The organism is Pseudomonas izuensis, assembly GCF_009861505.1.
GTDB classification, from domain to species: Bacteria; Pseudomonadota; Gammaproteobacteria; order Pseudomonadales; family Pseudomonadaceae; genus Aquipseudomonas; species Aquipseudomonas izuensis.
Genome location: NZ_WTFT01000011.1, coordinates 254715 through 275792 on the forward strand (window position 1 = coordinate 254715; position 21078 = coordinate 275792).

Annotated in this window: 19 protein-coding genes and 2 tRNA genes; 7 read left to right on the forward strand and 14 right to left on the reverse strand. The window is 59.4% G+C overall.

Annotation, left to right across the window (positions count from 1 at the left end; genetic code table 11):
* Position 1 precedes the first annotated feature (1 nt).
* Positions 2–1120 carry an LOG family protein gene (locus GPL81_RS11595; RefSeq protein ID WP_160106824.1) on the reverse strand — a complete coding sequence of 373 codons (1119 nt, stop codon included), beginning with the start codon at positions 1118–1120 and terminating at the stop codon, positions 2–4.
* Positions 1121–1607: 487 nt separating this feature from the next.
* Between GPL81_RS11595 and GPL81_RS11600 the strand changes: the two genes are divergently transcribed.
* Positions 1608–1808, forward strand: a complete 201-nt coding sequence (locus GPL81_RS11600; protein ID WP_096513135.1) for a hypothetical protein — start codon at positions 1608–1610, stop codon at positions 1806–1808.
* On the opposite strand, the gene GPL81_RS11605 is transcribed toward GPL81_RS11600, so the two are convergent.
* A complete protein-coding gene (locus GPL81_RS11605; protein WP_096513134.1) occupies positions 1809–2234 on the reverse strand; it encodes a PA3611 family quorum-sensing-regulated virulence factor in 426 nt (141 codons plus the stop codon). It abuts the gene before it with no gap.
* A 186-nt stretch (positions 2235–2420) separates the two neighbouring features.
* Here GPL81_RS11605 and GPL81_RS11610 point away from each other — a divergent pair, with 186 nt between their 5' ends.
* From GPL81_RS11610 to GPL81_RS11620, 3 genes are all read left to right on the forward strand, one after another.
* On the forward strand, positions 2421–3164 hold the full coding sequence (locus GPL81_RS11610; RefSeq protein WP_160106825.1) for a tRNA-uridine aminocarboxypropyltransferase: 744 nt from the start codon (positions 2421–2423) through the stop codon (positions 3162–3164).
* Between the two features lie 190 nt (positions 3165–3354).
* Positions 3355–4005: a response regulator transcription factor ErdR gene (erdR, locus tag GPL81_RS11615; RefSeq protein WP_096513133.1), complete on the forward strand. Its 651-nt coding sequence runs from the start codon at positions 3355–3357 to the stop codon at positions 4003–4005.
* 72 nt (positions 4006–4077) lie between these two features.
* Positions 4078–4440: a diacylglycerol kinase gene (locus tag GPL81_RS11620; protein WP_095197038.1), complete on the forward strand. Its 363-nt coding sequence runs from the start codon at positions 4078–4080 to the stop codon at positions 4438–4440.
* Here the strand turns inward: GPL81_RS11620 and GPL81_RS11625 are convergent.
* The gene (locus GPL81_RS11625; RefSeq protein WP_160106826.1) at positions 4437–5363 is read right to left on the reverse strand and encodes a LysR family transcriptional regulator; all 927 of its coding nucleotides are present in this window, start codon (positions 5361–5363) and stop codon (positions 4437–4439) included. The genes GPL81_RS11620 and GPL81_RS11625 overlap by 4 nt on opposite strands.
* A 133-nt stretch (positions 5364–5496) precedes the next feature.
* On the opposite strand from GPL81_RS11625, the gene fpr reads away from it, so the two are divergent.
* The gene (gene fpr / locus GPL81_RS11630; protein ID WP_003443014.1) at positions 5497–6276 is read left to right on the forward strand and encodes a ferredoxin-NADP reductase; all 780 of its coding nucleotides are present in this window, start codon (positions 5497–5499) and stop codon (positions 6274–6276) included.
* Positions 6277–6407: 131 nt separating this feature from the next.
* Here fpr and tsaA read toward each other — a convergent pair whose 3' ends face one another.
* The 6 genes from tsaA to rimO all read right to left on the reverse strand — a co-directional run bounded on the left by tsaA (position 6408) and on the right by rimO (position 11618).
* The gene (tsaA, locus tag GPL81_RS11635; protein ID WP_160106827.1) at positions 6408–7106 is read right to left on the reverse strand and encodes a tRNA (N6-threonylcarbamoyladenosine(37)-N6)-methyltransferase TrmO; all 699 of its coding nucleotides are present in this window, start codon (positions 7104–7106) and stop codon (positions 6408–6410) included.
* 185 nt (positions 7107–7291) lie between these two features.
* Positions 7292–8062 (reverse strand): SDR family oxidoreductase, encoded by a 771-nt coding sequence (locus GPL81_RS11640; RefSeq protein ID WP_160106828.1) that lies wholly within the window; start codon positions 8060–8062, stop codon positions 7292–7294.
* Positions 8063–8237: 175 nt separating this feature from the next.
* Positions 8238–8708, reverse strand: a complete 471-nt coding sequence (locus tag GPL81_RS11645) for a YehS family protein (RefSeq protein WP_096513129.1) — start codon at positions 8706–8708, stop codon at positions 8238–8240.
* 75 nt (positions 8709–8783) lie between these two features.
* The gene (locus GPL81_RS11650) at positions 8784–9494 is read right to left on the reverse strand and encodes an rRNA pseudouridine synthase (protein WP_121103615.1); all 711 of its coding nucleotides are present in this window, start codon (positions 9492–9494) and stop codon (positions 8784–8786) included.
* Between the two features lie 185 nt (positions 9495–9679).
* Positions 9680–10153, reverse strand: coding sequence for a GNAT family N-acetyltransferase (locus GPL81_RS11655; protein ID WP_096515541.1), 474 nt, complete (start codon positions 10151–10153; stop codon positions 9680–9682).
* Between the two features lie 127 nt (positions 10154–10280).
* A complete protein-coding gene (gene rimO / locus GPL81_RS11660) occupies positions 10281–11618 on the reverse strand; it encodes a 30S ribosomal protein S12 methylthiotransferase RimO (RefSeq protein ID WP_096513127.1) in 1338 nt (445 codons plus the stop codon).
* Positions 11619–11907: 289 nt separating this feature from the next.
* Between rimO and GPL81_RS11665 the strand changes: the two genes are divergently transcribed.
* Positions 11908–13809 carry a potassium transporter Kup gene (locus tag GPL81_RS11665; RefSeq protein ID WP_160106829.1) on the forward strand — a complete coding sequence of 634 codons (1902 nt, stop codon included), beginning with the start codon at positions 11908–11910 and terminating at the stop codon, positions 13807–13809.
* Between the two features lie 254 nt (positions 13810–14063).
* Here GPL81_RS11665 and GPL81_RS11670 read toward each other — a convergent pair whose 3' ends face one another.
* The 4 genes from GPL81_RS11670 to GPL81_RS11685 all read right to left on the reverse strand — a co-directional run bounded on the left by GPL81_RS11670 (position 14064) and on the right by GPL81_RS11685 (position 18651).
* A complete protein-coding gene (locus GPL81_RS11670) occupies positions 14064–15359 on the reverse strand; it encodes a virulence factor family protein (RefSeq protein ID WP_160106830.1) in 1296 nt (431 codons plus the stop codon).
* On the reverse strand, positions 15359–18001 hold the full coding sequence (gene mprF, locus GPL81_RS11675) for a bifunctional lysylphosphatidylglycerol flippase/synthetase MprF (protein ID WP_160106831.1): 2643 nt from the start codon (positions 17999–18001) through the stop codon (positions 15359–15361). The genes GPL81_RS11670 and mprF overlap by 1 nt, the downstream gene beginning before the upstream one ends.
* A 277-nt stretch (positions 18002–18278) precedes the next feature.
* Positions 18279–18355, reverse strand: a tRNA-Met gene (locus tag GPL81_RS11680).
* Between the two features lie 219 nt (positions 18356–18574).
* A tRNA-Met gene (locus tag GPL81_RS11685) sits at positions 18575–18651 on the reverse strand.
* A gap of 301 nt (positions 18652–18952) precedes the next feature.
* Between GPL81_RS11685 and dinB the strand changes: the two genes are divergently transcribed.
* Positions 18953–20014 carry a DNA polymerase IV gene (dinB, locus tag GPL81_RS11690; protein WP_160106832.1) on the forward strand — a complete coding sequence of 354 codons (1062 nt, stop codon included), beginning with the start codon at positions 18953–18955 and terminating at the stop codon, positions 20012–20014.
* A 108-nt stretch (positions 20015–20122) separates the two neighbouring features.
* Here the strand turns inward: dinB and GPL81_RS11695 are convergent, their stop codons facing one another.
* Positions 20123–21076 carry a hypothetical protein gene (locus GPL81_RS11695; protein WP_160106833.1) on the reverse strand — a complete coding sequence of 318 codons (954 nt, stop codon included), beginning with the start codon at positions 21074–21076 and terminating at the stop codon, positions 20123–20125.
* Positions 21077–21078: the final 2 nt, after the last annotated feature.

The window sequence follows — 21078 nt, forward strand, 5'->3', positions numbered from 1 at the left end:
CTCACGTAACCTTTGAAGATTCCCGCGCGCGCTGTTGTGCCTGTGGCTGGGGTTGTGCCCAGTTTTCCGGCAGGTTGATGTAGTCCACCAACTCTCGTAACCGGCCATGATCGCGGGCGTTGAAGGAGAAGGCCAGTCGAGCCAGATGGCTGAACTGCGCTTCATCGTGTTCTTCGCCGCTGTAGGTATGCTGGTGGAAATGATCGCTCAGGCACAGGTCAGCGAACGCTTCCTGCATGTGTTCGAGTGCTCGGTCACTGAGCTTGTGGTTCATGCGAATCACGAACTGATGCTTGAGCCAGCGGCTGGAGTGGAAGTTGCTGTAGAACTGGTTGATGTGTTCGACAGCTTCCTCGGCGCTGTAGACCAGTCTGACCAGTTTCATGTCGGTGGGCAGGATGTAGCGATTTTCCTCCAGTTGCTGGTGGATGAAGTCCAGCGCCCCTTGCCAGAATTTGCCACCCGGCGCGTCCAGCAGCACCACCGGCACCAGTGGGCTCTTGCCGGTCTGGATCAGTGTTAGCACTTCGAGCGCTTCATCCAGGGTACCGAAACCGCCAGGGCACAGCACCAGTGCATCGGCCTCCTTGACGAAGAACAGCTTGCGGGTGAAGAAAAAGTGGAAGGGCAGCAGGTTGGTTGTGCCGTTGACGGTGGGGTTGGCATGCTGTTCGAAGGGCAGGGTGATGTTGAAGCCCAGGCTGTGTGCCAGCCCGGATCCTTCGTGGGCCGCGGCCATGATGCCACCACCGGCACCGGTGATGACCATCATGTCCGAGCGTGCCAGCGCGGCACCGAGTTCCCGGGCCAGTGCGTACAACGGGTGTTCCATGGGGGTGCGGGCCGAACCGAACACCGTGACCTTGCGTCGGCCCTTGAACTGTTCAAGCACACGGAATGCGTGCTCCAGTTCGCGCAGGGCCTGCAAGGTGATCTTGGCATTCCAGCGATTGTGGTCTTCCTGGGCCATGCGCAGCACGGTCAGGATCATGTCGCGGTAGATGGGGGTGTTCGGGCTGTTGGGTGAAACAAGGTTGAGTTGTTCTTCGACCTTGCTGATGAGGTCGTGGCCGCTTTCTTCAAAATGACGGCTCAAGAGGTCATTCGGTTGGTAAGGCATTCAACTTCTCCTTCTGCACAGAACCCTCGGCCCCGACAAAACAAGTATCGACGCCACGACACTCCTGTGTCGTTGTCTGCCCAAGCCCATGCCTGGGCGATCCACTTGACCCGAATGGTCATCGGGTCATCCAAACAGGCTCTGTTTTTCCCTTGGATGAAAGAAATATTCGCATAACGCAATACGTATCGGGCGGCCCCTTTTCCTGCCCTGAACAAGTGAACGTGGATACCTTGAATCTAGACCCTTGGAGTGATTTGCGCTGCCTTGATCATTGCCCCGCAAAGTCTTTCCTGGCAACCGCTTGCTGACGATTCGCAAGGAGGTTTCGCCGCTCGTCCGAACGTGCGCCGCCTGTTCTGTACTCTGATTTACTAAGTTACAGGTATCACACGACAACTTCGCGTCAACGGCAGGACGCACGTAGCAAGAGGTTTAAGGATATATCGCTCAACAGGAGCGAAGAGCAAGGAGGCGGGAGCCAGTCATGGCCAGAGTCGTTCTGGAAATAGAGATCGATACGCAACTGTATCGATTGCTGAAGTCATCAGCCGAGACCAATCATTTGAGTCTTGAAGAGGAGTGCTGCCGACGACTGGAGGGAGCAGAGCGGCGCTCGCGTTACCTGCAGGCATTGTTGGCAGATCTGCGCGCCGAAGATGAACAGCGGCGCGCCAAATCCAGATAGTTACTTCTTCTTCGTCGGTGTGGCTTTCGGGCAATCGGATTCCTGGAAACTGGCGGAGCCAATCGCGCGATTGGTCTTCACCTCGGTGAAGTCGTAACGCATGATCGCGCCCTTCTTCATCAGCTTGCGGTAGCCGTCGTTTCTGCATACGGAGGCGCCAAGCTGGAAGTACACCGCTTTCGGGTCAGCTCGCATCTTGTCGGCGTGGCTGCTTTGCACGCTCAAATGGTTGATCAGTGTATTGCCTTCGACGGTGTAGCCCTGATCGAGAATGTCTTCGTTGATCGCCCGTGGCGTGCCGACGCTGCTTTGTTCGGCGACGTTTCGCAGCTCTCTGTTCAGATTCTGCTCACTCAGGGATGCAGCCTGAGCGTTGATGGACGACGCTAACAGAATGGCAGCGGTGGGAACGATAAGGCGCAGCATGAAACTCTCCTGGTTCAGTGACTGGTGGTTCGACCCGCCACGTGACTGTGCGTTCAATGGCGGCGAATTATAGGGGAGCCCGTCTGGACGGTACAGGCTTGTGCCGACCGCTCTGGTAAACTGCCCGTCTTTATTGCCCCGAGAGTTATTCGTGTCGAGTTCCCCAGTATGCCGGCGTTGCCCACGATGAAACATGCCCCCAACGCCGTAGCCCGCCTGCGCGATCAACGCGAAGATGAAGGCATCAAGCCGATTCAGGCCCGTGGCTGGCGCGCAACCCGTTGCCGCGCCTGCCGTGTGATCGAGAGTCATTGCCTGTGCGCCTGGCGCCCGCAGGTCGAGACCCGCTCCGGGGTGTGCCTGATCATGACCAGCAAGGAAGTGTTCAAGCCGAGCAATACCGGTTGGCTGATCGCGGATGTGGTGCGCGATAACCACGCGTTCATCTGGTCGCGAACCGAAGTCGATCAGCAATTGCTTGCGCTGTTATCCGACCCGCAATGGCAACCTTATCTGGTGTTTCCGGGCGAGTATGTCGAGCCCGAGCGTGTGACCCACAGTGTGACGGTGGATAGCGCCAGGCGACCGTTGTTCATTCTGTTGGACGCGACCTGGACCGAAGCCCGGAAGATTTTCCGCAAAAGCCCTTATTTTGATGGGTTGCCAATCCTTAGCCTGCTGCCTGAAAAACTCTCCCGCTATCAATTGCGTCGGTCTACCCGCAGCGAGCACCTGTGCACCGCGGAAGTCGCGGCGCTGTGCCTTGATCTGGCGGGTGATGTGCAGGCGGCATCAGCTCTGGACGCCTATTTCGATGTCTTCAGTCAGCATTACCTCGATGCAAAACGGCAGCTTGAGATGAATGTTGAAACACCGGCGCATGCCGAGTTGCTGCCGTTTGTGCGGAGCGACGTCTCTGTCATGGGCTGATTGTCGCCCATACTGCAAAAGACTGTACTGGCCATGTGGCTTGACCACCCTGGCTTCGCTGGGCATGCTTGGCGCCGATTGGGGCGCGGCCTGAGTTAGATACACCGTAGGCATTGGTGTTGAACGTGCCCTATTGGTACAGCTTCGTGGCTGCACCTCGAGTTGTTTGAAAAACAGGATCATTTGAAAAATGGCCACATACGAAATCCTGATTGCCGATGACCACCCGCTTTTTCGTTCTGCCTTGCATCAAGCGTTGACCCTGGGGCTTGGCCCCGATGTCCGTCTGGTGGAAGTGGCGAGCATTGCCGAACTGGAAATCCGACTGACCGAAAAGGCCGACTGGGATCTGGTGCTGCTGGATCTGAATATGCCGGGGGCGTATGGTTTTTCCGGGTTGGTGCTGTTGCGCGGCCAGTACCCTCAGATTCCCGTGGTGATGGTCTCCGCCCAGGAAGAAGCCTCGGTGATGGTCAAGTCCCGTGAATTTGGCGCCAGCGGTTTTATTCCCAAGTCCAGTGACTTGAGCGTGATCCAGAAAGCCGTGCGTGCAGTACTTGATGGCGACGTTTACTGGCCACCCCAGGCATTTGAAGCGGTCAGCGTCTCCGATGAGGCCAAAGCGGCCAGTGAGGGCCTTGCCAGCCTGACCCCACAGCAGTTCCGGGTGTTGACCATGGTCTGCGAAGGCCTGCTGAACAAGCAGATCGCATACGAGCTGGGCGTTTCCGAAGCGACTATCAAGGCCCACGTCACCGCGATTTTCCGTAAACTGAATGTGCGAACCCGAACCCAGGCGGCATTGCTCCTGCAACAACTTGAGTCAATTTCGAGCCACTAAGGGTTGGCAACTTCACGCTTTTTTGACTTTGGTTAATCTAGTTTTCCCACTCCATTTTTGGTCAGCTACCACATGTCCCCTTTTAAAGGCCAGACCGGCCTGAAACGCATCCTCAATGCTTCTGGATATTCCTTTGACGGCCTGCGCGCAGCCTTCACCGGCGAAGCGGCCTTCCGGCAGCTGGTTTTGCTCAACGTCATCCTGATCCCCTTGTCGTTCTTCTTGAACGTCAGTCGCGTTGAGCAGGCGTTGCTGATTGCGGTCTGTCTGCTGGCCTTGATTGTCGAGTTGCTCAACTCGGCAGTGGAAGCGGCCATCGACCGCATCTCCCTTGAGCGGCACCCGCTGTCGAAAAACGCCAAGGACATGGGCAGCGCCGCGCAACTGGTGGCGTTGACCATGATCGCCCTGGTGTGGGCGGTGATTCTGCTTTAAGCGATCGTCGGCAGCACGATCTCGTCGCTGCGCTGGACCCCCGCGGTGAAAGCGCGGCACAGATCGAGGAACTCGCGCATGGCCGACGTCTGGTATTTCTGCTTGTGCCAGATGAAGTAGAACTGCCGCGCCAGGTCCAGGTCCGGTGTTTCCACCGGGACCAGGCTGCCTCGGCGGAACGCATCGCGCAGTGCCAGCCGTGAAATACAGCCAATCCCCAATCCGGACTCCACCGCGCGCTTGATCGCTTCGGTATGTTCCAGTTCCAGGCGAATGTTCAGCGCGCTGTGGTGATGACGCATGGCCTGATCGAACGTCAGCCGCGTGCCGGAGCCTTGTTCGCGCAGAATCCAGGCTTCATGGCTCAATTCATCCATGGTCGCGATGCCGCGTTGCGCCAGCGGATGTTGAGGGGCGCAAAACACCACCAACTCGTCTTCGACCCAACTCTGCACTTCGATGTCCGGGTGGCTGCAGTCGCCTTCGATCAGACCCAGATCAATTTCGTAGTGGGCGACCTGTTGCACAATATTGGCGGTGTTCTGCACATGAAGCTTCACCTGGCTTTCAGGGTGGCGCTGCATGAAGCTGCCGATCAGCAGCGTGGCCAGGTAATTGCCGATGGTCAGGGTCGCGCCCACCGCCAACGAGCCAAAACCGGACTTGCCGTTGAGCAGGTCTTCGATCTCCTTGGCCTGGTCGAGCATCGCCACCGCTTGCGGCAGCAGCTGTTTGCCGAGGGCGTTGAGGCTCAGCCGTTTGCCGGCACGGTCGAACAGCTGGCAGCTGGACTGGCGCTCCAGTTCGGTGATCGAGGTGCTCGCCGCCGATTGCGATAGATTAAGCAGGCCCGCAGCACGGGACACGCTTTCCTGCTGTGCGACGGCGACAAATACTTGAAGTTGACGGAGAGTAAATCGCATATCGATATAACCGATAACCCTTATCTTAATAATCCATTTAACAGATATTGTCACTGCTATTAGAATGCGATGCAATTGCGCGCCGCTCAAAGAATGCGGAGCATGCGCCGACAATCTCCAGGAGTCCCCGTACATGAGCAACATGAACCACGAGCGTGTCCTCAGTGTTCATCACTGGAACGACACTCTGTTCAGCTTCAAGTGCACCCGTGATCCGGGCCTGCGCTTCGAGAACGGTCAGTTCGTGATGATCGGCCTGCAACAACCCAATGGCCGCCCGCTTATGCGCGCTTACTCGATTGCCAGCCCGAACTGGGAAGAGCATCTCGAGTTCTTCAGTATCAAGGTGCCTGATGGTCCGTTGACTTCCCAATTGCAGCATCTGAAGGAAGGCGACGAGATCATCATCAGCAAGAAGCCTACGGGCACGCTGGTGCTGGATGACTTGAAGCCTGGCAAGCATTTGTACCTGCTCAGCACCGGCACTGGTCTGGCGCCGTTCATGAGCGTCATCCAGGATCCGGAAACCTATGAGCGTTTCGAAAAAGTGATCCTGTGCCACGGCGTACGTTACGTCAACGAAGTCGCCTACCGCGAATTCATCACCGAGCACCTGCCGCAGAACGAATTCTTCGGTGAAGCACTGCGTGACAAGTTGATCTACTACCCGACCGTGACCCGCGAGCCGTTCGAGAACGAAGGGCGCCTGACCGACCTGATGCGCAGCGGCAAGCTGTTCAGCGACATCGGTCTGCCGCCGATCAACCCGCAGGACGACCGCGCCATGCTGTGCGGCAGCCCGAGCATGCTCGACGAGACCAGCGAAGTGCTGAATAGCTTTGGCCTGAAAGTTTCGCCGCGGATGCGCGAGCCGGGTGATTACCTGATCGAGCGTGCGTTCGTCGAGAAGTAAGAACACCGCTCAACTGCTTGCTTTACCTGTGGGAGCGAGCCTGCTCGCGAAGAGGATGTCATGGTCAACATTGATGTTGACTGATACGCCCCCTTCGCGAGCAGGCTCGCTCCCACAGTTGTTTCTGGCGTTTACACCTTTACGGGGATGACTTCGAGCACACGGATCAGCTCCGGCGTCGGGTAATGCCAACGCACATCCACATCCCAGAACTGTGCGCCATATTCCCGTTCCGGCGCGGGTGTCTGGTACGCCGGGCGCGGATCCTGCGCCAGACATTGCTCGATCAACGCCACCAAGGGCTCTGCAAGGCGCTGAGCGTGTTCGTGGGCCTGTTCCAGGGCGCTGTCTGTCCACTGCACGGGAACAAGGTGCGGCGCGGCGCTGGCGATGCTGTTGGAGGCGGTAGCGATGATATCGGCGTAGGGCACGTAAGGCTTGATGTCCAGAATTGGCGTGCCATCCAGCAGATCGATGCCGGAGATCCACAGACGATTGGCTTCGACCTTGTCCAGTTTGACCACTGACTGACCAATGCCGTTGGGGCGGTGCGTAGCACGGGTAGCGAACACGCCCATGGATTTGTTGCCACCCAGGCGAGGAGGGCGGACTTTCAGGCGTGGCTTTTCTTCGAGCGCTTGATGAAACAGGAACAGCAACCAGACATGGCTGACCTGTTCCAGGCCCTGTACTGCATCGCCCTGATCGAAGGGTGCCACCAGTTCCAAAATTCCTCGCGCAGCCGGGGCCAGTTGTGGTTGGCGCGGGATGGCGAACTTCTCCTTGAAGCAGGAGCGCACGAAGCCTATGGGGGAAACGCTGTAGGTCATGGTTTGGGGTCGAGGCGGGGAAGAGGCGGGCATGATAACCCGATCGATCTGGATTCAGTTGTGCCTGTCAGTCCGCTATCGCGAGCAGGCTCGCTCCCACAGTAGATCTCGGTCGATCACAAAATGTGTGAACACAGAAAACCCCTGTGGGAGCGAGCCTGCTCGCGATGGCCGCACAGCCGATCTCAGAGACTGAACCCACCATCCAGCGGAATGATATTCCCGGTCATGTAGGCCCCGGCGGTGCTCGCCAGGCTGATCGCCAACGCCGCCATCTCTTCCTCCCGACCCCAACGCTTCATCGGAATCAACGCCGTATCTTCCGCCAGCGCCTGTTCATCATTGCCAATGTGTTGCGTCATCTTGCTGGGAAAGCGTCCCGGTGCGATCACGTTGACATTGATGTGCTGGCTCACCAACTCCCGCGCCAGAATCCGCGACAGTTGATGCAGCGCCGCTTTGCTGGGTCCGTAGGCATAGGCCTGTTCGCCGAAGGATGAAATCCCGGCGACCGAGCCGATGTTGATGACCCGGGCGGGATTGGCCGCTGAGCCGGCCTTGCGCAGCAGCGGCAGGAATTGCTGGATACAGTTGAATACCGACGTCACATTGAGCTGCATGACCTTTTCCCAGCCCTTGATCGGGTAACTCTCCAACGGAGCGCCCCAAGTGGTGCCGGCGTTATTGACCAGGATGTCGAGGTGAGTGATCTGCTCGCCCAGGCGCGTGGCCAATTGCTGTACACCGTCTTCCGTGGCCAGGTTGGCTGCAACGCCGTGGCAGCGTCCGAATGCACCGAGTTCGTCAGCCGTTTGCCGGCAGGCTTCGGCATCGCGGGCGCAGACGTACACGGTGGCGCCGGCCTCGACATAAGCCTTGGCGATCATCTTGCCGATACCGCGGGTGCCGCCGGTCACCAGGGCGGTGCGGCCTTGCAGGGAGAAGTAGGGGTGCATGGCAAATCCTGAGGGCTGAGGGTCTTTACACCCTAGTCGTCAGCCGCCGGAAGCGGAGCCACTATTTTTGTGCGGAATGGGGAGCTATGCAGCTTTGTGGGAGCACAGCTTGCTGGCGATGGCGATTTCAAGGACGCCATCGCGAGCAAGCTGTGCTCCCACTGAACGGTGGCGATTACTGCGGACGTACGCGCAGGGTCAGACCCTTGAGGAAGTTGCGCAGCAACTGGTCGCCGCACGGGCGATAGTTGGTGTGGCCGAACTTGCGGAACAGGGCGCTCAGCTCAGGCTTGGACACCGGGAACTCGGCGGCCTTGAGGATCGCGTGCATGTCGTCTTCCTTGAGTTCGAAGGCCACGCGCAGTTTTTTCAGGATGATGTTGTTGGTCACCGGCACTTCAATCGGCATTGGCGGACGGCTTTCGTCCTTGCCGCGCTTGAAGATCACCAGGCCGTCGAGGAAGTGCGCCATGACTTCGTCCGGGCAGCGAACGAAGCCTTCCTCGTCTTCTTCTTTCTTGTCCAGGTATGTCAGAAGATCTGCCAGGCTCACGTCCATGCCGCCGAGCTTGATGATCTCGATGACTTTCTTGTCGCTGATGTCGAGCATGTAGCGCACGCTGCGCAGTACGTCGTTATGAATCATGTGTGCAGTCCTGATATTCAGCTGTGGGCGTCGCGGCCAGGCGCGACGCCGAAATGTGTGGCGACGTGAAAAGTCTTAGAACTTTTCTTTGCCGGACAGGTAGCGCCATTGCCCCAGGGGCACTTTGCCGATGGATACGCCGCCGATGCGAATGCGGCGGATGGCCACGACCTTGAGGCCGACAGCCTGGCAGAACAGGGCGATTACACCCGGTTGCGGGTTCTTCATGGCGAAGCGCAGGCGGTTTTCGTTCTGCCAGCTGGCCTTGACCGGCGGCAGTTCCTTGCCCTTCCAGGTCAGGCCGTGCTGCAGACGGTTGAGGCCATGCTCGACCATGTCGCCTTCGACCTCGACCACGTATTCCTGCTCGATCTTGCTCGCATCGGCAGTGAGTTTGCGCAGGATCTTCCAGTCCTGGGTGAACACCAGCAAACCGCTGGCATTGGCCTGCAGGTCGGTGCTGGCGGTCAGGCGCTGGAAGTGACCCTTGAGTGGGCGTTTGCCGTAGCGGTGTTCTTCGCTCAGGGTTTCGGCGCTGAGGGTCGCCATGGCGGTGTCCGCGTCCATGCCGGCGGGCACGTTGAGCAGGATAGTCACCGGCTCCGGCGCAGTGGCCTTGGCGTCCTTGTCGAGTTCGACTTTCTGGGTGCCGACCTTGAACTGCGGCTCGTCGATGACTTCGCCGTCGACAGTGACCCAGCCGCCCTCGATGAACAGCTCAGCCTCCCGGCGGGAGCAACCGACGAGTTCGATGAGGCGTTTGGAAAGTCGAATCGGGTCAGTCATGACAAGGCCGTAACAAAAAAGGGGGTAGGCATTGTACCTGCCTGGCGCCGGTTAATCCCGGAACCATTTTGCCGCAGGGGCTTTTTGTAGGCGCTGGCTTGCCAGCGAAGTGGCCCGAGAGCCTTGCGACGATCAATCGGCCGCCTTCGCTGGCAAGCCAGCTCCTACAATTGTTCCGGGGTGTGTCAGCCATTGCGCGTCAGTTGATGCGCCTGGCGAAAGCGCATGTGCAACAACGGATACGGCTGCCCCATGCCGTCGACTTCCGAGCGGCCGATCACCTCGAAGCCCTGCTTGAAATAAAACCCCAGGGCTTGCGGGTTCTGTTCGTTGACGTCCAGTTCGTCGGCGTTCAGGTGTTCCATGGCATAGCGCAACAACTGTTTGCCCAGGCCCTGGCCGCGGTGTGCGGGGTCGATGAAGAGCATTTCGATCTTGCCCGCCGCGACTCCGGCGAACCCGGTGATGCGCTGGCGCGAGTCTTTTGTGCAGATCAGCATCACCGCATCGAGGTAGCGGGTCAGTACCAGGTTCCTCAGCAGTTCGATGTAGCTGTCCGGCAGAAAATCATGAGTGGCGCGCACTGACGCTTCCCATAGCCGTGTCAGTTCTTCGTAGTCGCTCAGTTTCGGTGTATGGATGACCGAATGTTGGCGCATGGCCGGCTTCTCCCTGGTTTCAATCGCAATCGCTTTCAAGTAGGCGAGTTCCTTCTCCCACAAAACGATAGCCGTAAAAAAGCCCCGCATCTCGTCAAGAGAGCAGGGCTTTTCATATTTTTTGCGTTTAGATCTGCTCAGCCCAGAGGTCGTACTCGTCGGCGTCAGTCACTTTGCACCAGACCTTGTCGCCCGGCTTGAGGTTGCTGCCGTTGTCGATGAACACGTTACCGTCGATTTCCGGGGCATCGAAGAAGCAGCGGCCGACCGCGCCTTGCTCGTCGACTTCATCGACCAGCACTTCGATTTCACGGCCAATGCGCATTTGCAGGCGCGCCGAGCTGATGGCCTGCTGGTGCGCCATGAAACGCTCCCAGCGGTCCTGCTTGACGTCATCGGGTACAACTTCCAGATCGAGGTCGTTGGCCGGGGCGCCTTCGACAGGTGAGTACTGGAAGCAGCCGACGCGGTCGAGCTGGGCTTCGGTCAGCCAGTTCAGCAGGTATTGGAAGTCTTCTTCGGTTTCGCCGGGGAAACCGACGATGAAGGTCGAACGGATGATCAGGTCCGGGCAGATCTCGCGCCAGTTCTTGATGCGCGCCAGGGTCTTGTCTTCGAACGCCGGGCGTTTCATCGACTTCAGCACTTTCGGGCTGGCGTGCTGGAACGGGATGTCCAGGTACGGCAGGATCTTGCCGGCGGCCATCAGCGGGATCAGCTCGTCGACGTGCGGGTACGGGTAAACGTAGTGCAGGCGGACCCAGACACCGAGGGTGCTCAGGGCTTCACAGAGTTCGGTCATGCGGGTTTTCACCGGCGCGCCGTTCCAGAAGCCGGTGCGGTATTTCACGTCGACACCGTAGGCGCTGGTGTCCTGGGAGATCACCAGCAGCTCCTTGACGCCGGATTTGACCAGGCGCTGGGCCTCGTCGAGCACATCACCCACCGGGCGGCTGACCAGTTTGCCGCGCATCGAAGGGATGATGCAGAAGCTGCAGCTGTGGTTGCAGCCTTCGGAAATCTTCAGGTAGGCGTAGTGACGCGGGGTCAGCTTGATCCCTTGTGGCGGCACCAGGTCGATCAGCGGGTTGTGATCCTGACGCGGCGGCACGACTTCGTGCACGGCGTTGACCACTTGCTCGTACTGCTGCGGACCGGTAACGGCCAGCACGCTTGGGTGTACGTTGCGGATGTTGCCTTCTTCGACGCCCATACAGCCGGTCACGATTACCTTGCCGTTTTCCTTGATCGCTTCGCCGATCACTTCCAGGGATTCTGCCTTGGCCGAATCGATGAAGCCGCAGGTGTTCACCACCACGACATCGGCGTCCTGATAGGTGGACACGACGTCATAGCCTTCCATGCGCAGCTGGGTGAGGATGCGCTCGGAGTCGACCAGTGCTTTCGGGCAACCCAGGGATACGAAGCCAACCTTTGGATTGGCCGGCGCAGAAGTGGTGGACATGTCTAACCTCGGTATTTGTGACGCCTCCAGCCGCAAATGGGCAAGGCGACAATCGGGCGCTTTTTTGCGCCTCTGATCAAAAAGTGCGCAATTCTAGCGATGGCAGGCGCTCTTGACCAGCTTTATGCAGGGAAATACGACGAGTGCTGCGCTATGCTTCGCGCCGTTGGGCTTTACGAATTCCTTACAGTCAACAAAACGTCTGTATCAACAGGTAAAACAGCGCATGCTGCATCACAAAGCATAGTGCTTCGTATAAAGAAGCCGGTCTGGGAATCAGGAGTGTTGGATGGGTCAGGCAAGTAGTCACGCGGCGGGCGCCGGGCATTCGGCGGCCAAGCCGATCGGCATGCTGGTCGCGGCTGTCGGGGTGGTTTATGGCGATATCGGCACGAGCCCGTTGTACACCCTCAAAGAAGTGTTCTCGGGTGGCTATGGCGTGCCGGTCAACCATGACGGCGTGTTGGGGATTCTGGCGCTGATCTTCTGGTCGCTGATCTGGGTCGTGTCGATCAAGTACATGATGTTCGTGCTGCGCGCCGACAACCAGGGCGAGGGCGGGATCATGGCCCTGACTGCGCTGGCGCGGCGAGCGGCGGCGGGGCACGCCAAATTGCGCACGTTGCTGGTGGTCTGCGGGCTGATCGGCGCGGCGCTGTTCTATGGCGACAGCATGATCACCCCGGCGATCTCCGTGCTATCGGCCATTGAGGGCCTGGGGTTGGCATTCGAGGGCATCGACCACTGGGTGGTGCCGCTGTCCCTTGTGGTGCTGGTCGGGCTGTTTCTGATTCAAAGTCACGGCACGGCGCGCATCGGCATTTTGTTCGGTCCGATCATGGTCACCTGGTTTGTGGTGCTTGGGGCGCTGGGCGTCTACGGCATCCTGCAGCACCCCGAAGTGTTGCAAGCAGTGAATCCTGTGTGGGGTGTGCGCTTCTTTATCGTGCACCCGGGCATGGGTGTGGCGATCCTCGGCGCGGTGGTGCTGGCATTGACCGGTGCCGAAGCGCTGTACGCCGACATGGGCCACTTCGGCCGCAAGCCGATCGCCCGTGCGTGGTTCATCCTGGTGCTGCCGGCGCTGGTGCTGAACTACTTTGGCCAGGGCGCGCTGCTGCTCGGTGATCCGGAAGCTGCGCGCAACCCGTTTTACCTGCTGGCGCCAAGCTGGGCATTGATTCCGCTGGTCGGCTTGTCGACCCTTGCCACCGTGATCGCCTCCCAGGCGGTGATTTCGGGAGCCTTCTCCCTGACCCGTCAGGCGATCCAGCTCGGTTACATTCCACGCATGCACATCCGGCACACGTCCAGCGCCGAACAGGGCCAGATCTACATCGGTGCGGTGAACTGGGCGTTGATGGTCGGCGTGATCCTGTTGGTGATCGGTTTCGAATCCTCCAATGCCCTGGCTTCGGCCTACGGTGTGGCGGTAACCGGCACCATGTTGATGACCACTATTCTGGTGTCGGCAGTGATGTTGCTGTTGTGGAAGTGGCCACCGATCTTCGCGGTGCCGGTGTTGCTCGGCTTCCTGTTGGTCGATGGTCTGTACTTCGCCGCCAACGTGCCGAAAATCGTGCAGGGCGGGGCATTTCCGGTGATCGCCGGTCTCGCCTTGTTTGTGCTGATGACCACCTGGAAACGCGGCAAGCAGTTGCTGGTGGATCGTATTGACGAGGGTGGTTTGCCGCTGCCGATTTTCATCAGCAGTATCGCCGTACAGCCGCCGCATCGTGTGCAGGGCACCGCGGTGTTCCTCACCGCGCGTCCGGACGCCGTGCCTCACGCGCTACTGCATAACCTGCTGCATAATCAGGTGTTGCACGAACAGGTGGTGCTGCTGACGGTGGTGTACGAGGACATCCCGCGGGTGCCGCCGAATCGGCGCTTCGAGGTCGATTCCTACGGTGAAGGTTTCTTCCGGGTAATCCTGCATTTCGGCTTCACCGACGAACCGGACGTGCCGCAGGCATTGAAACTGTGTCATCTCGACGAACTGAATTTCAGCCCGATGCGCACCACGTACTTCCTTAGCCGCGAGACGGTCATCGCCTCCAAGCTCGAAGGCATGTCCCGCTGGCGCGAGGCGCTGTTCGCCTTCATGTTGCAGAACGCCAACGGCAATCTGCGCTTCTTCAATCTACCGCTGAACCGGGTGATTGAGTTGGGGACGCAGGTGGAGATGTAAGGCCTGCATCACCAAAAAGCCCTCGACGGCCTTGCGGCTGCGGGGGCTTTTTTGTGGCCGCTATTTATGCACCACCGCCAATCTCTTGTGGGAGCGAGCCTACTCGCGAAAGCGGACTTTCAGACAACTCAGATGCTGAATGTCAGTCCGTCTTCGCGAGCAGGCTCGCTCCCACAATGGATCTGCGGTGCCTGCAAGACAATAAAAAGCCCCCGTAACCCAAAGGTAGCGGGGGCTTTTTTGAGGGGCTCAGATCACTCCTGAGCCTGCTCCTCTTTGGCTTGGCGCTTCTCGATGATGGTCACAAGGCGCTTGGCCAGTGCCGGGTAGTTCTCGTCGAAGTGGTGGCCACCTGGCAATTTGATGGCTTCGCCCACGGCTGTCTTGTCGGTGCAGCCGCTTTCGTCGACTTCTTCTTCACCATAGATGCACACCACTTTAGCGGCCGGCAGCTTGGCCATTTCCGGTCCGGTGGCGGCTTCCTTGCCGGCGTTGCCGAGCCAGCCTTCGACTTCGATTTCGAAGCTGCCGGTGCGGGCGAAAGCCAGCAGGATGATTGCGTCGATGCGTTGCTGTTCCGACTCGGGCAGACGGTTGTAGATCGCCGGCAGGACATCGGCGCCGAACGAGTAACCGGTGAGGATGAAGCGTTTGGTGCCCCATTTCTGCCGGTAGTGCTGCATCAGTTCGGTGAGGTCCAGGGCGCTTTGCTCGGGGCTCTTGTGCTGCCAGTAGTAACGCAGGGTGTCGATGCCGACCACCGGATAGCCGATCTTGGCCATTTCGCCCGCGACATCGCGGTCCAGGTCGCGCCAGCCGCCATCGCCGGACAGGAACAGGGTCACCGTGTCCTTGGCTTGACCCGCGGGCACTTCGACCACCGGAATCTGCAGGCCGCCCGCCGCTTTGTCGCCACCGACGAGGATCTTGCGCAGTTCGTTGTTCAGCACTTGTGGCAGGTTGATGTCGTAGTCGCTGATGCTGGTTTCAGCGTTCGGTTGGTCACGCACGAAGCCGGCACTGGTGTCGTCCGGGTTGTCGTTCCACGCCACGAGCCAGCGGCCGTGGGCGGCGCTTTTCGGCAGCAGGTGTGTGCAGCCGGGTTTTTCCAGGGCCAGATCCACCGAAACGGCCTGGGACTTGTCGTCTTTCTGCTCGGACAACCAGCGCCAGGCCAGCACCGCACCTGGGCCGATGCCGCTGACCAGGGTCGCCGGGCCTTTGAGTTCTCTCAGCCCCGATTGCAGTGCACGACTTTGCAGCAGGCAGTCCTTGGGCAGGATCACCTGAACGATCTGCGCCGAGCCACTGCGGCTCAGGGTCAGCAATTGTTTGTCGCTGAGTTTCTGTTCTTCGTTGACCGCCACCAGCACTTGGGCGCGTGGTGTGTTGCCGGGGATGACGCGGGTCATCGCGGCGCCGTCGACCGGGTTCAGCTGTTCGAGGGTCGGTTCCGGAGCTGGCCGTTTGAGGTACCAGTAGCCACCACCGAGAATCAGGGCCAGCACAACCAGCGTGCCCAGTACGTAGCGCAAGGAGCGTTGAATCATCAGCGTTTCACCAATCCAGTCAAGCCACCCGCGATCAGGGCAGCAGTGTCGGCCAGGGCAACCAGCGGATCGAGTCCGGCGGGTACGGCCATATAACGGGGTTCCCAGTCAGGCTGGAATTTATCTTTGAAGCGGCGCAAGCCTTGGAAGTTGTAAAGCTGCTCACCACGGCGGAATACCATCGAGCCCAGGCGCTGGGTCAATGGCGCACCGCGACGGGGTTGCAACCCCGACAACGGCACCATGCCCAGGCTGAAGCGTGCGTATCCGTGATTCTTATAGTGTTGGATCAGTCCGACCATCATGAACTCCATGGTCAGCTTGGGGGCGTCCGGGTGCGCGCGCATCAGGTCGAGGCTGGCCAGGTCATGGCTGTAGGTCTCGAGCAGATTGGCGAACGCCACCGGGCGCCCTTCGAAACGGATCACCGCAATGCGGAAGTACTTGAGGTAGTCATCACTGAAGCGGCCGAGGGAGAAACCTTTCTCGCGCACGTTCTTGCCGGTCAGCCAGGCATCGGAAATCACCTTGAGCTCATCCATGGGCGCCTGTCCCGGCTCGAAGACCTCCAGCGACAGGCCGTCGCGGGTGCCTCGGTTCCAGGTGTAGCGCAGGTCCTTCATCTCCTTGCCCTTGGCTTCGAGATCAAAGCGCTTGAGATCGACCCGGGCTTCTTCGCCAAGCTTGATCGCGGTCAGGCCAATGTCCATGTAATACGGCAGGTTCTCCGCGCGCACCTGATAGAACACGGGCCGGGCATGGTGGATGTCGCACAGGTCGCGGAACTGCCAGATCATTTCCGCCCGCTGCTGGCCAGGGCCGATCGGGTCGTACAGCGCCACGAGGCTGCGGCCACGGCGGGCATACATCAGGTACGCTTCGTCGTTGGTGTGGAACAGCAGCGCCTTGTCGCCCGTCAGGGCCAGGCCGCCATCCGGCTGTGCTGACGCCATGAGGATTTTGCTTGCGCGCTCCAGTTCATCGGGTGTCGGCAGGTGGATAATCGGGCGCGCAGTACGCAGTAGCCAGGTCAGGGATACCACCACCAGCAGGACCGCCGCACCCAGCAGCGAACGCAGGCCGCGGGGCGCATCGGCGTCGAGGGTGAACTGCCACCAGAGCTGATGACTGTAGGGGACGTCCTGGTAGGCAAACAACAGCAGCCACATCGAGGCCCCGAGCACACACAGGCTCGCCACCAGGTACAGCGGCGAGAACGGCACTTCAGTCAAGCGGCTCGGACGATAGAACGAGCGACGGAAAACCCCCAGCAGGCTTGCGGTCAGGGTCATCAGGCAGGCTTCTTCCCAGTCGAAGCCCTTGAGCAGGGAGAGCAGGGCGCCGACGAGCAACAGAATGGTGGTCAGCATCCACGCCGCCGACAGTCGGCGACGCAGGCCCTGGGCCAGCAGCAGGCACAGCACGCCGATCAGGCTGGCACCAAAGTGCGAGGCGTCAACCAGGCGGTGCGGAATCAGGAAGCCGATGTGTTCCAGTCGGGTGTCGATCTCCGGGGTGGCTCCGGAGAACAGCAGCACCACGCCGGACAGGAACACCAGCACCGCCAGTATGGGTGCGGCCAGGCCCGATGCGGCCCGCAAGGACTGGCGTGTCTGGAACAGGCGCTGACCTTCGTTGATCAACAACAGCAGGCACGCCACCAGCAACGGCAGGACCACGTAGATCAGGCGATAGAGCAGAAGCGCAGCAGCCAGTGGCGCGGCGCCGAGGGTGTCGGAGAAGGCGGCGAGCAGTATGGCTTCGAACACGCCGACACCGCCCGGCACATGGCTGAGTACCCCGGCGGCCAATGCCAGCAGATAAACCAGGAGAAAGGCACCAAAGGGCGGCGCCTCCGGCAGCAGCAGGTAAAGCACCGTTGCCGCGGCGGCTACGTCCAGTGCGGTAATCACCAGTTGCAGAAAGGTCAGGCGGCGCCCTGGCAGACGCAAGGTGCGACGACCGACCTTTACCATCAGGTTATCGGCGTAGGGTTGTTCCGGCAGGCGGCGGCGGTAGATGCCGATAGCCAGCACGGCAAACAGCAACAGCACGGCCGCTGCGATGACACCCAGCAAGGTTTCCGAGAGCCCCAATGCCGCAGAGGCGCCAGGCAGGTTGCTCAGGGTCGCCAGCGCGGCGAGTGGCGGCAGCGCGCAGCCGAGCGACAGGCTGGCGAACAGCGTCATGTGGGCGACTTCAGTGGCCCCGAGACCGTGACGTGCATATAGACGGTAGCGAACAGAGCCGCCCGACAGCATCGAAAGACCGATGGCATTACCGATGGCGAAAGCGGTGAAGCCGCCCAGTGCCAGGGTTCGCGGGGTCAGGTGCACGCCGGCGTAGCGACTGGCCGACCATTCGTAACCGAGCAAAATGATGAAACCTGCCACGGTGGCGCCCAGCGCGCCGAGCAAGGACGGTTTGGGGACTTCGAGAATCGAGTCGTGCAGCGCGTCCAGGTCGAGTTCGCTCAACAGGTGGCGACAGGCAATCAGCGCGATGGCAAACAACAGCAAAGTGACCGCCAGACCAATGGGCTGACGGTATTTGCTGACGCGCTCAAGCAAACGCAACCGCTCGGCCTTGATCGGTTGTGTTGCTGTAACGGTGTCTTGTGAGTCAGACGAATCGGCGCGCATCAATCACCTCGTGGATTGTGCGCGACAGGATGGGGGTATCCAGCCAAGTTACCAATCCCTGTAGAAAAAAATAATCACAAATAATAACGCCTGACACTGAGTGTCGGCGATGGAGAATCATCAGTCGTAGAGCGCTCAGGTCGAAATTCAGCATAGTCTGAACTCCGTGCTTTGGTGTCGCGAATGACTTACGACAGCGTGACAGATCATTGTTGCGAAAGGACTTTTTCAACAGATACAAAAAAGGCCACTCTTTCGAGTAGCCTTTTTTGATGTTTGGTTGCGGGAGCCGGATTTGAACCGACGACCTTCGGGTTATGAGCCCGACGAGCTACCAGACTGCTCCATCCCGCGTCTGTGTGGCGGCATTCTATAGAGATACGCCAGCGTGTCAACCGTTAATCCCGATCCGGGTCAAATAAACGTAAAAGCGCGGCAAGCGGTCGCAGGACGGGCTTAAGTTTCGGAATCTGAACGAATTCTCATTCCGGCAGCGTGCCGATGAATGGTCGGATAGGTGAAAACACGCGCGCACAAAAAAGGCCACTCTTTCGAGTAGCCTTTTTTGATGTTTGGTTGCGGGAGCCGGATTTGAACCGACGACCTTCGGGTTATGAGCCCGACGAGCTACCAGACTGCTCCATCCCGCGTCTGTGTGTCGGCATTCTACAGAGGATCGACAGGCTGTCAACCGCCAATCTCGGTAAAACCTCTTCAGGTTCAATCGCTTAGCTTGCTTCTGAAGGCTTTGATCGGCCTGAGAGTCAAGCCTGGCAAGGGTTTCGGCTCTATTAGCCAGTGCTGTGCGATTGATAAAATAAATTTATAAAGTACTTTTCCTACGGTCGGCGAAGAACATTCAGACTACTGGTGCTATATACAGGTGTCGGTGAGATACTGCCTATCCGACACGGCAATCCGCCATTTCTTCACTTTGAACATCGCGTTGATATGACCCAGCGAAAAATCATCCACGTCGATTGTGACTGCTTCTACGCCGCCATCGAGATGCGTGATGACCCGCGCCTGGCAGGAAAACCGCTGGCGGTAGGTGGGGCGGCGGATCGGCGTGGAGTGATTGCTACCTGCAATTATGAGGCTCGGGCCTACGGCGTGCGTTCGGCCATGTCGTCCGGGCATGCGTTGAAGCTGTGCCCGGACCTGACCATCGTCAAGCCACGTATGGACGCCTATAGAGAAGCGTCGAAGGAAATTCATACGATCTTCCGCGACTACACCGACATCATCGAGCCGCTTTCCCTTGATGAGGCCTACCTTGATGTGTCGGACAGCGCGCATTTCGGCGGCAGTGCCACGCGTATCGCCCAGGACATCCGTCGGCGGGTGTCGAATCAGCTGCACATCACGGTCTCGGCAGGGGTGGCGCCAAACAAGTTTCTAGCCAAGATCGCCAGCGACTGGAAAAAGCCCAACGGCTTGTTCGTCATCACGCCGGATCAGGTCGAGGATTTTGTCAGCGGCTTGCCGGTGAGCAAGCTGCACGGAGTCGGCAAGGTAACCGCCGACAAGTTGGGCAAGCTTGGCATCCTCGATTGCGCGCAATTGCGCGAGTGGGACAAATTAGCGCTGGTGCGCGAATTCGGCAGCTTTGGCGAGCGCCTCTGGAGCCTGGCCCGCGGGATCGATGATCGCCAGGTGCACAACGACAGTCGCCGGCAGTCGATCAGTGTCGAAAACACCTACGACGTCGACCTGCCGGACCTGGTGAGTTGCCTGGATAAGCTACCCGAGCTGCTGGAAACCCTGGCCGGTCGCATCGCGCGTATAGACAGTAGCTACAGGCCGGGCAAGCCATTCGTCAAAGTGAAGTTCCATGATTTCACCCAGACCACGCTGGAGCAGGCCGGGGCAGGGCGGGATTTGGGCAGTTATCAGTTGTTGCTGACCCAGGCCTTCAATCGAGGCGGCAAACCGGTGCGGTTGTTGGGGGTGGGGGTGAGGCTGGAGGATTTGCGCGGCGGGTTCGAGCAGATGGAGCTGTTTGAGCGGTAGTTTTGCAGTGGATGTAATGGCCTCATTGCGGGCAAGCCTTGCTCCCACAGGTAACGAGTGAAACACAATACCTGTGGGAGCAAGGCTTGCCCGCGATGCTTTTAAGCTTTAGTTCGGCCCCGGATCCGCCACCAAGCGCCCGGCATCCTTGGTCAGGGACTTGAGGAATTCGGTCTGCAGTTCCGGATCGTTGCGGGTCAGTTCGATCAGGCTTTGTTCCAACTCGCTGGCTTCTTCTTCCAGACCCAGTTCCGACAGGCGTTTGACCCGGTGTACCCACTGGCTCACTTCGTCGTCTTCGAGGTCTTCGTAAATCAGCTCGTGGGCTTCGAGCAGTTTGCCGCGCAGGGTGCTGCTCAGCGCCAGGGACGAGTCGGTGCGCACGTCGCCCTTGGCGTCCTCGACACTGATCTGCAACTTGCCCAGATGATTCAGGTCCTGCTCGGCAAACGGGCTGTCCAGCAGGTTCAGGCGCAAGACACCGTTTTTGTCGGTGCTCAGCTCGAAGGTCTCCTTGCCGGCCCTGACTTCGACCGGACGCTCGCTCCACGGCAGGCTCGAATATTCGGTTCGCTTGTCGCGCTGGACTTCATCGATACCGGCCAGGTTCTGCTGCGCGCGACCGTGAGATTGCACGTTCATGAACGGATTGAGGCCGGCGAAACCGTAGCTGATCCAGTCTTTGGTCATGCTGTCCGGCAGGGTGCCGAAGGCGAACACGTTGACCACGTTGGCGCCGATACCGGCGACAACGGCTACCGCGCCCAGCGGGATCTCGTAGATCTCCCGCCAGGGTTGGTACGGTGTGTAGCGGTCGTAGTGGCGCGTGACTTCGAACTCGGTGACTTCGAAAGTCTTCTGCTCGTGGATTTTCACCCGGCGTTGCGGCAGCTCAAGCACCTTGGGCTCACCGACATCGATCTGCAGGCTGTGATCGAGCAGTTTGCGCTCGACACGCTCCTCGTGCTCGCTGCGTTGTGACATGTGATTGGCACAGCCGCTGACCAGCAGGGTGCCGCACAAGGCGGCACCACCGAGGCCTAAGGTGTTTCGCTTGAACATGA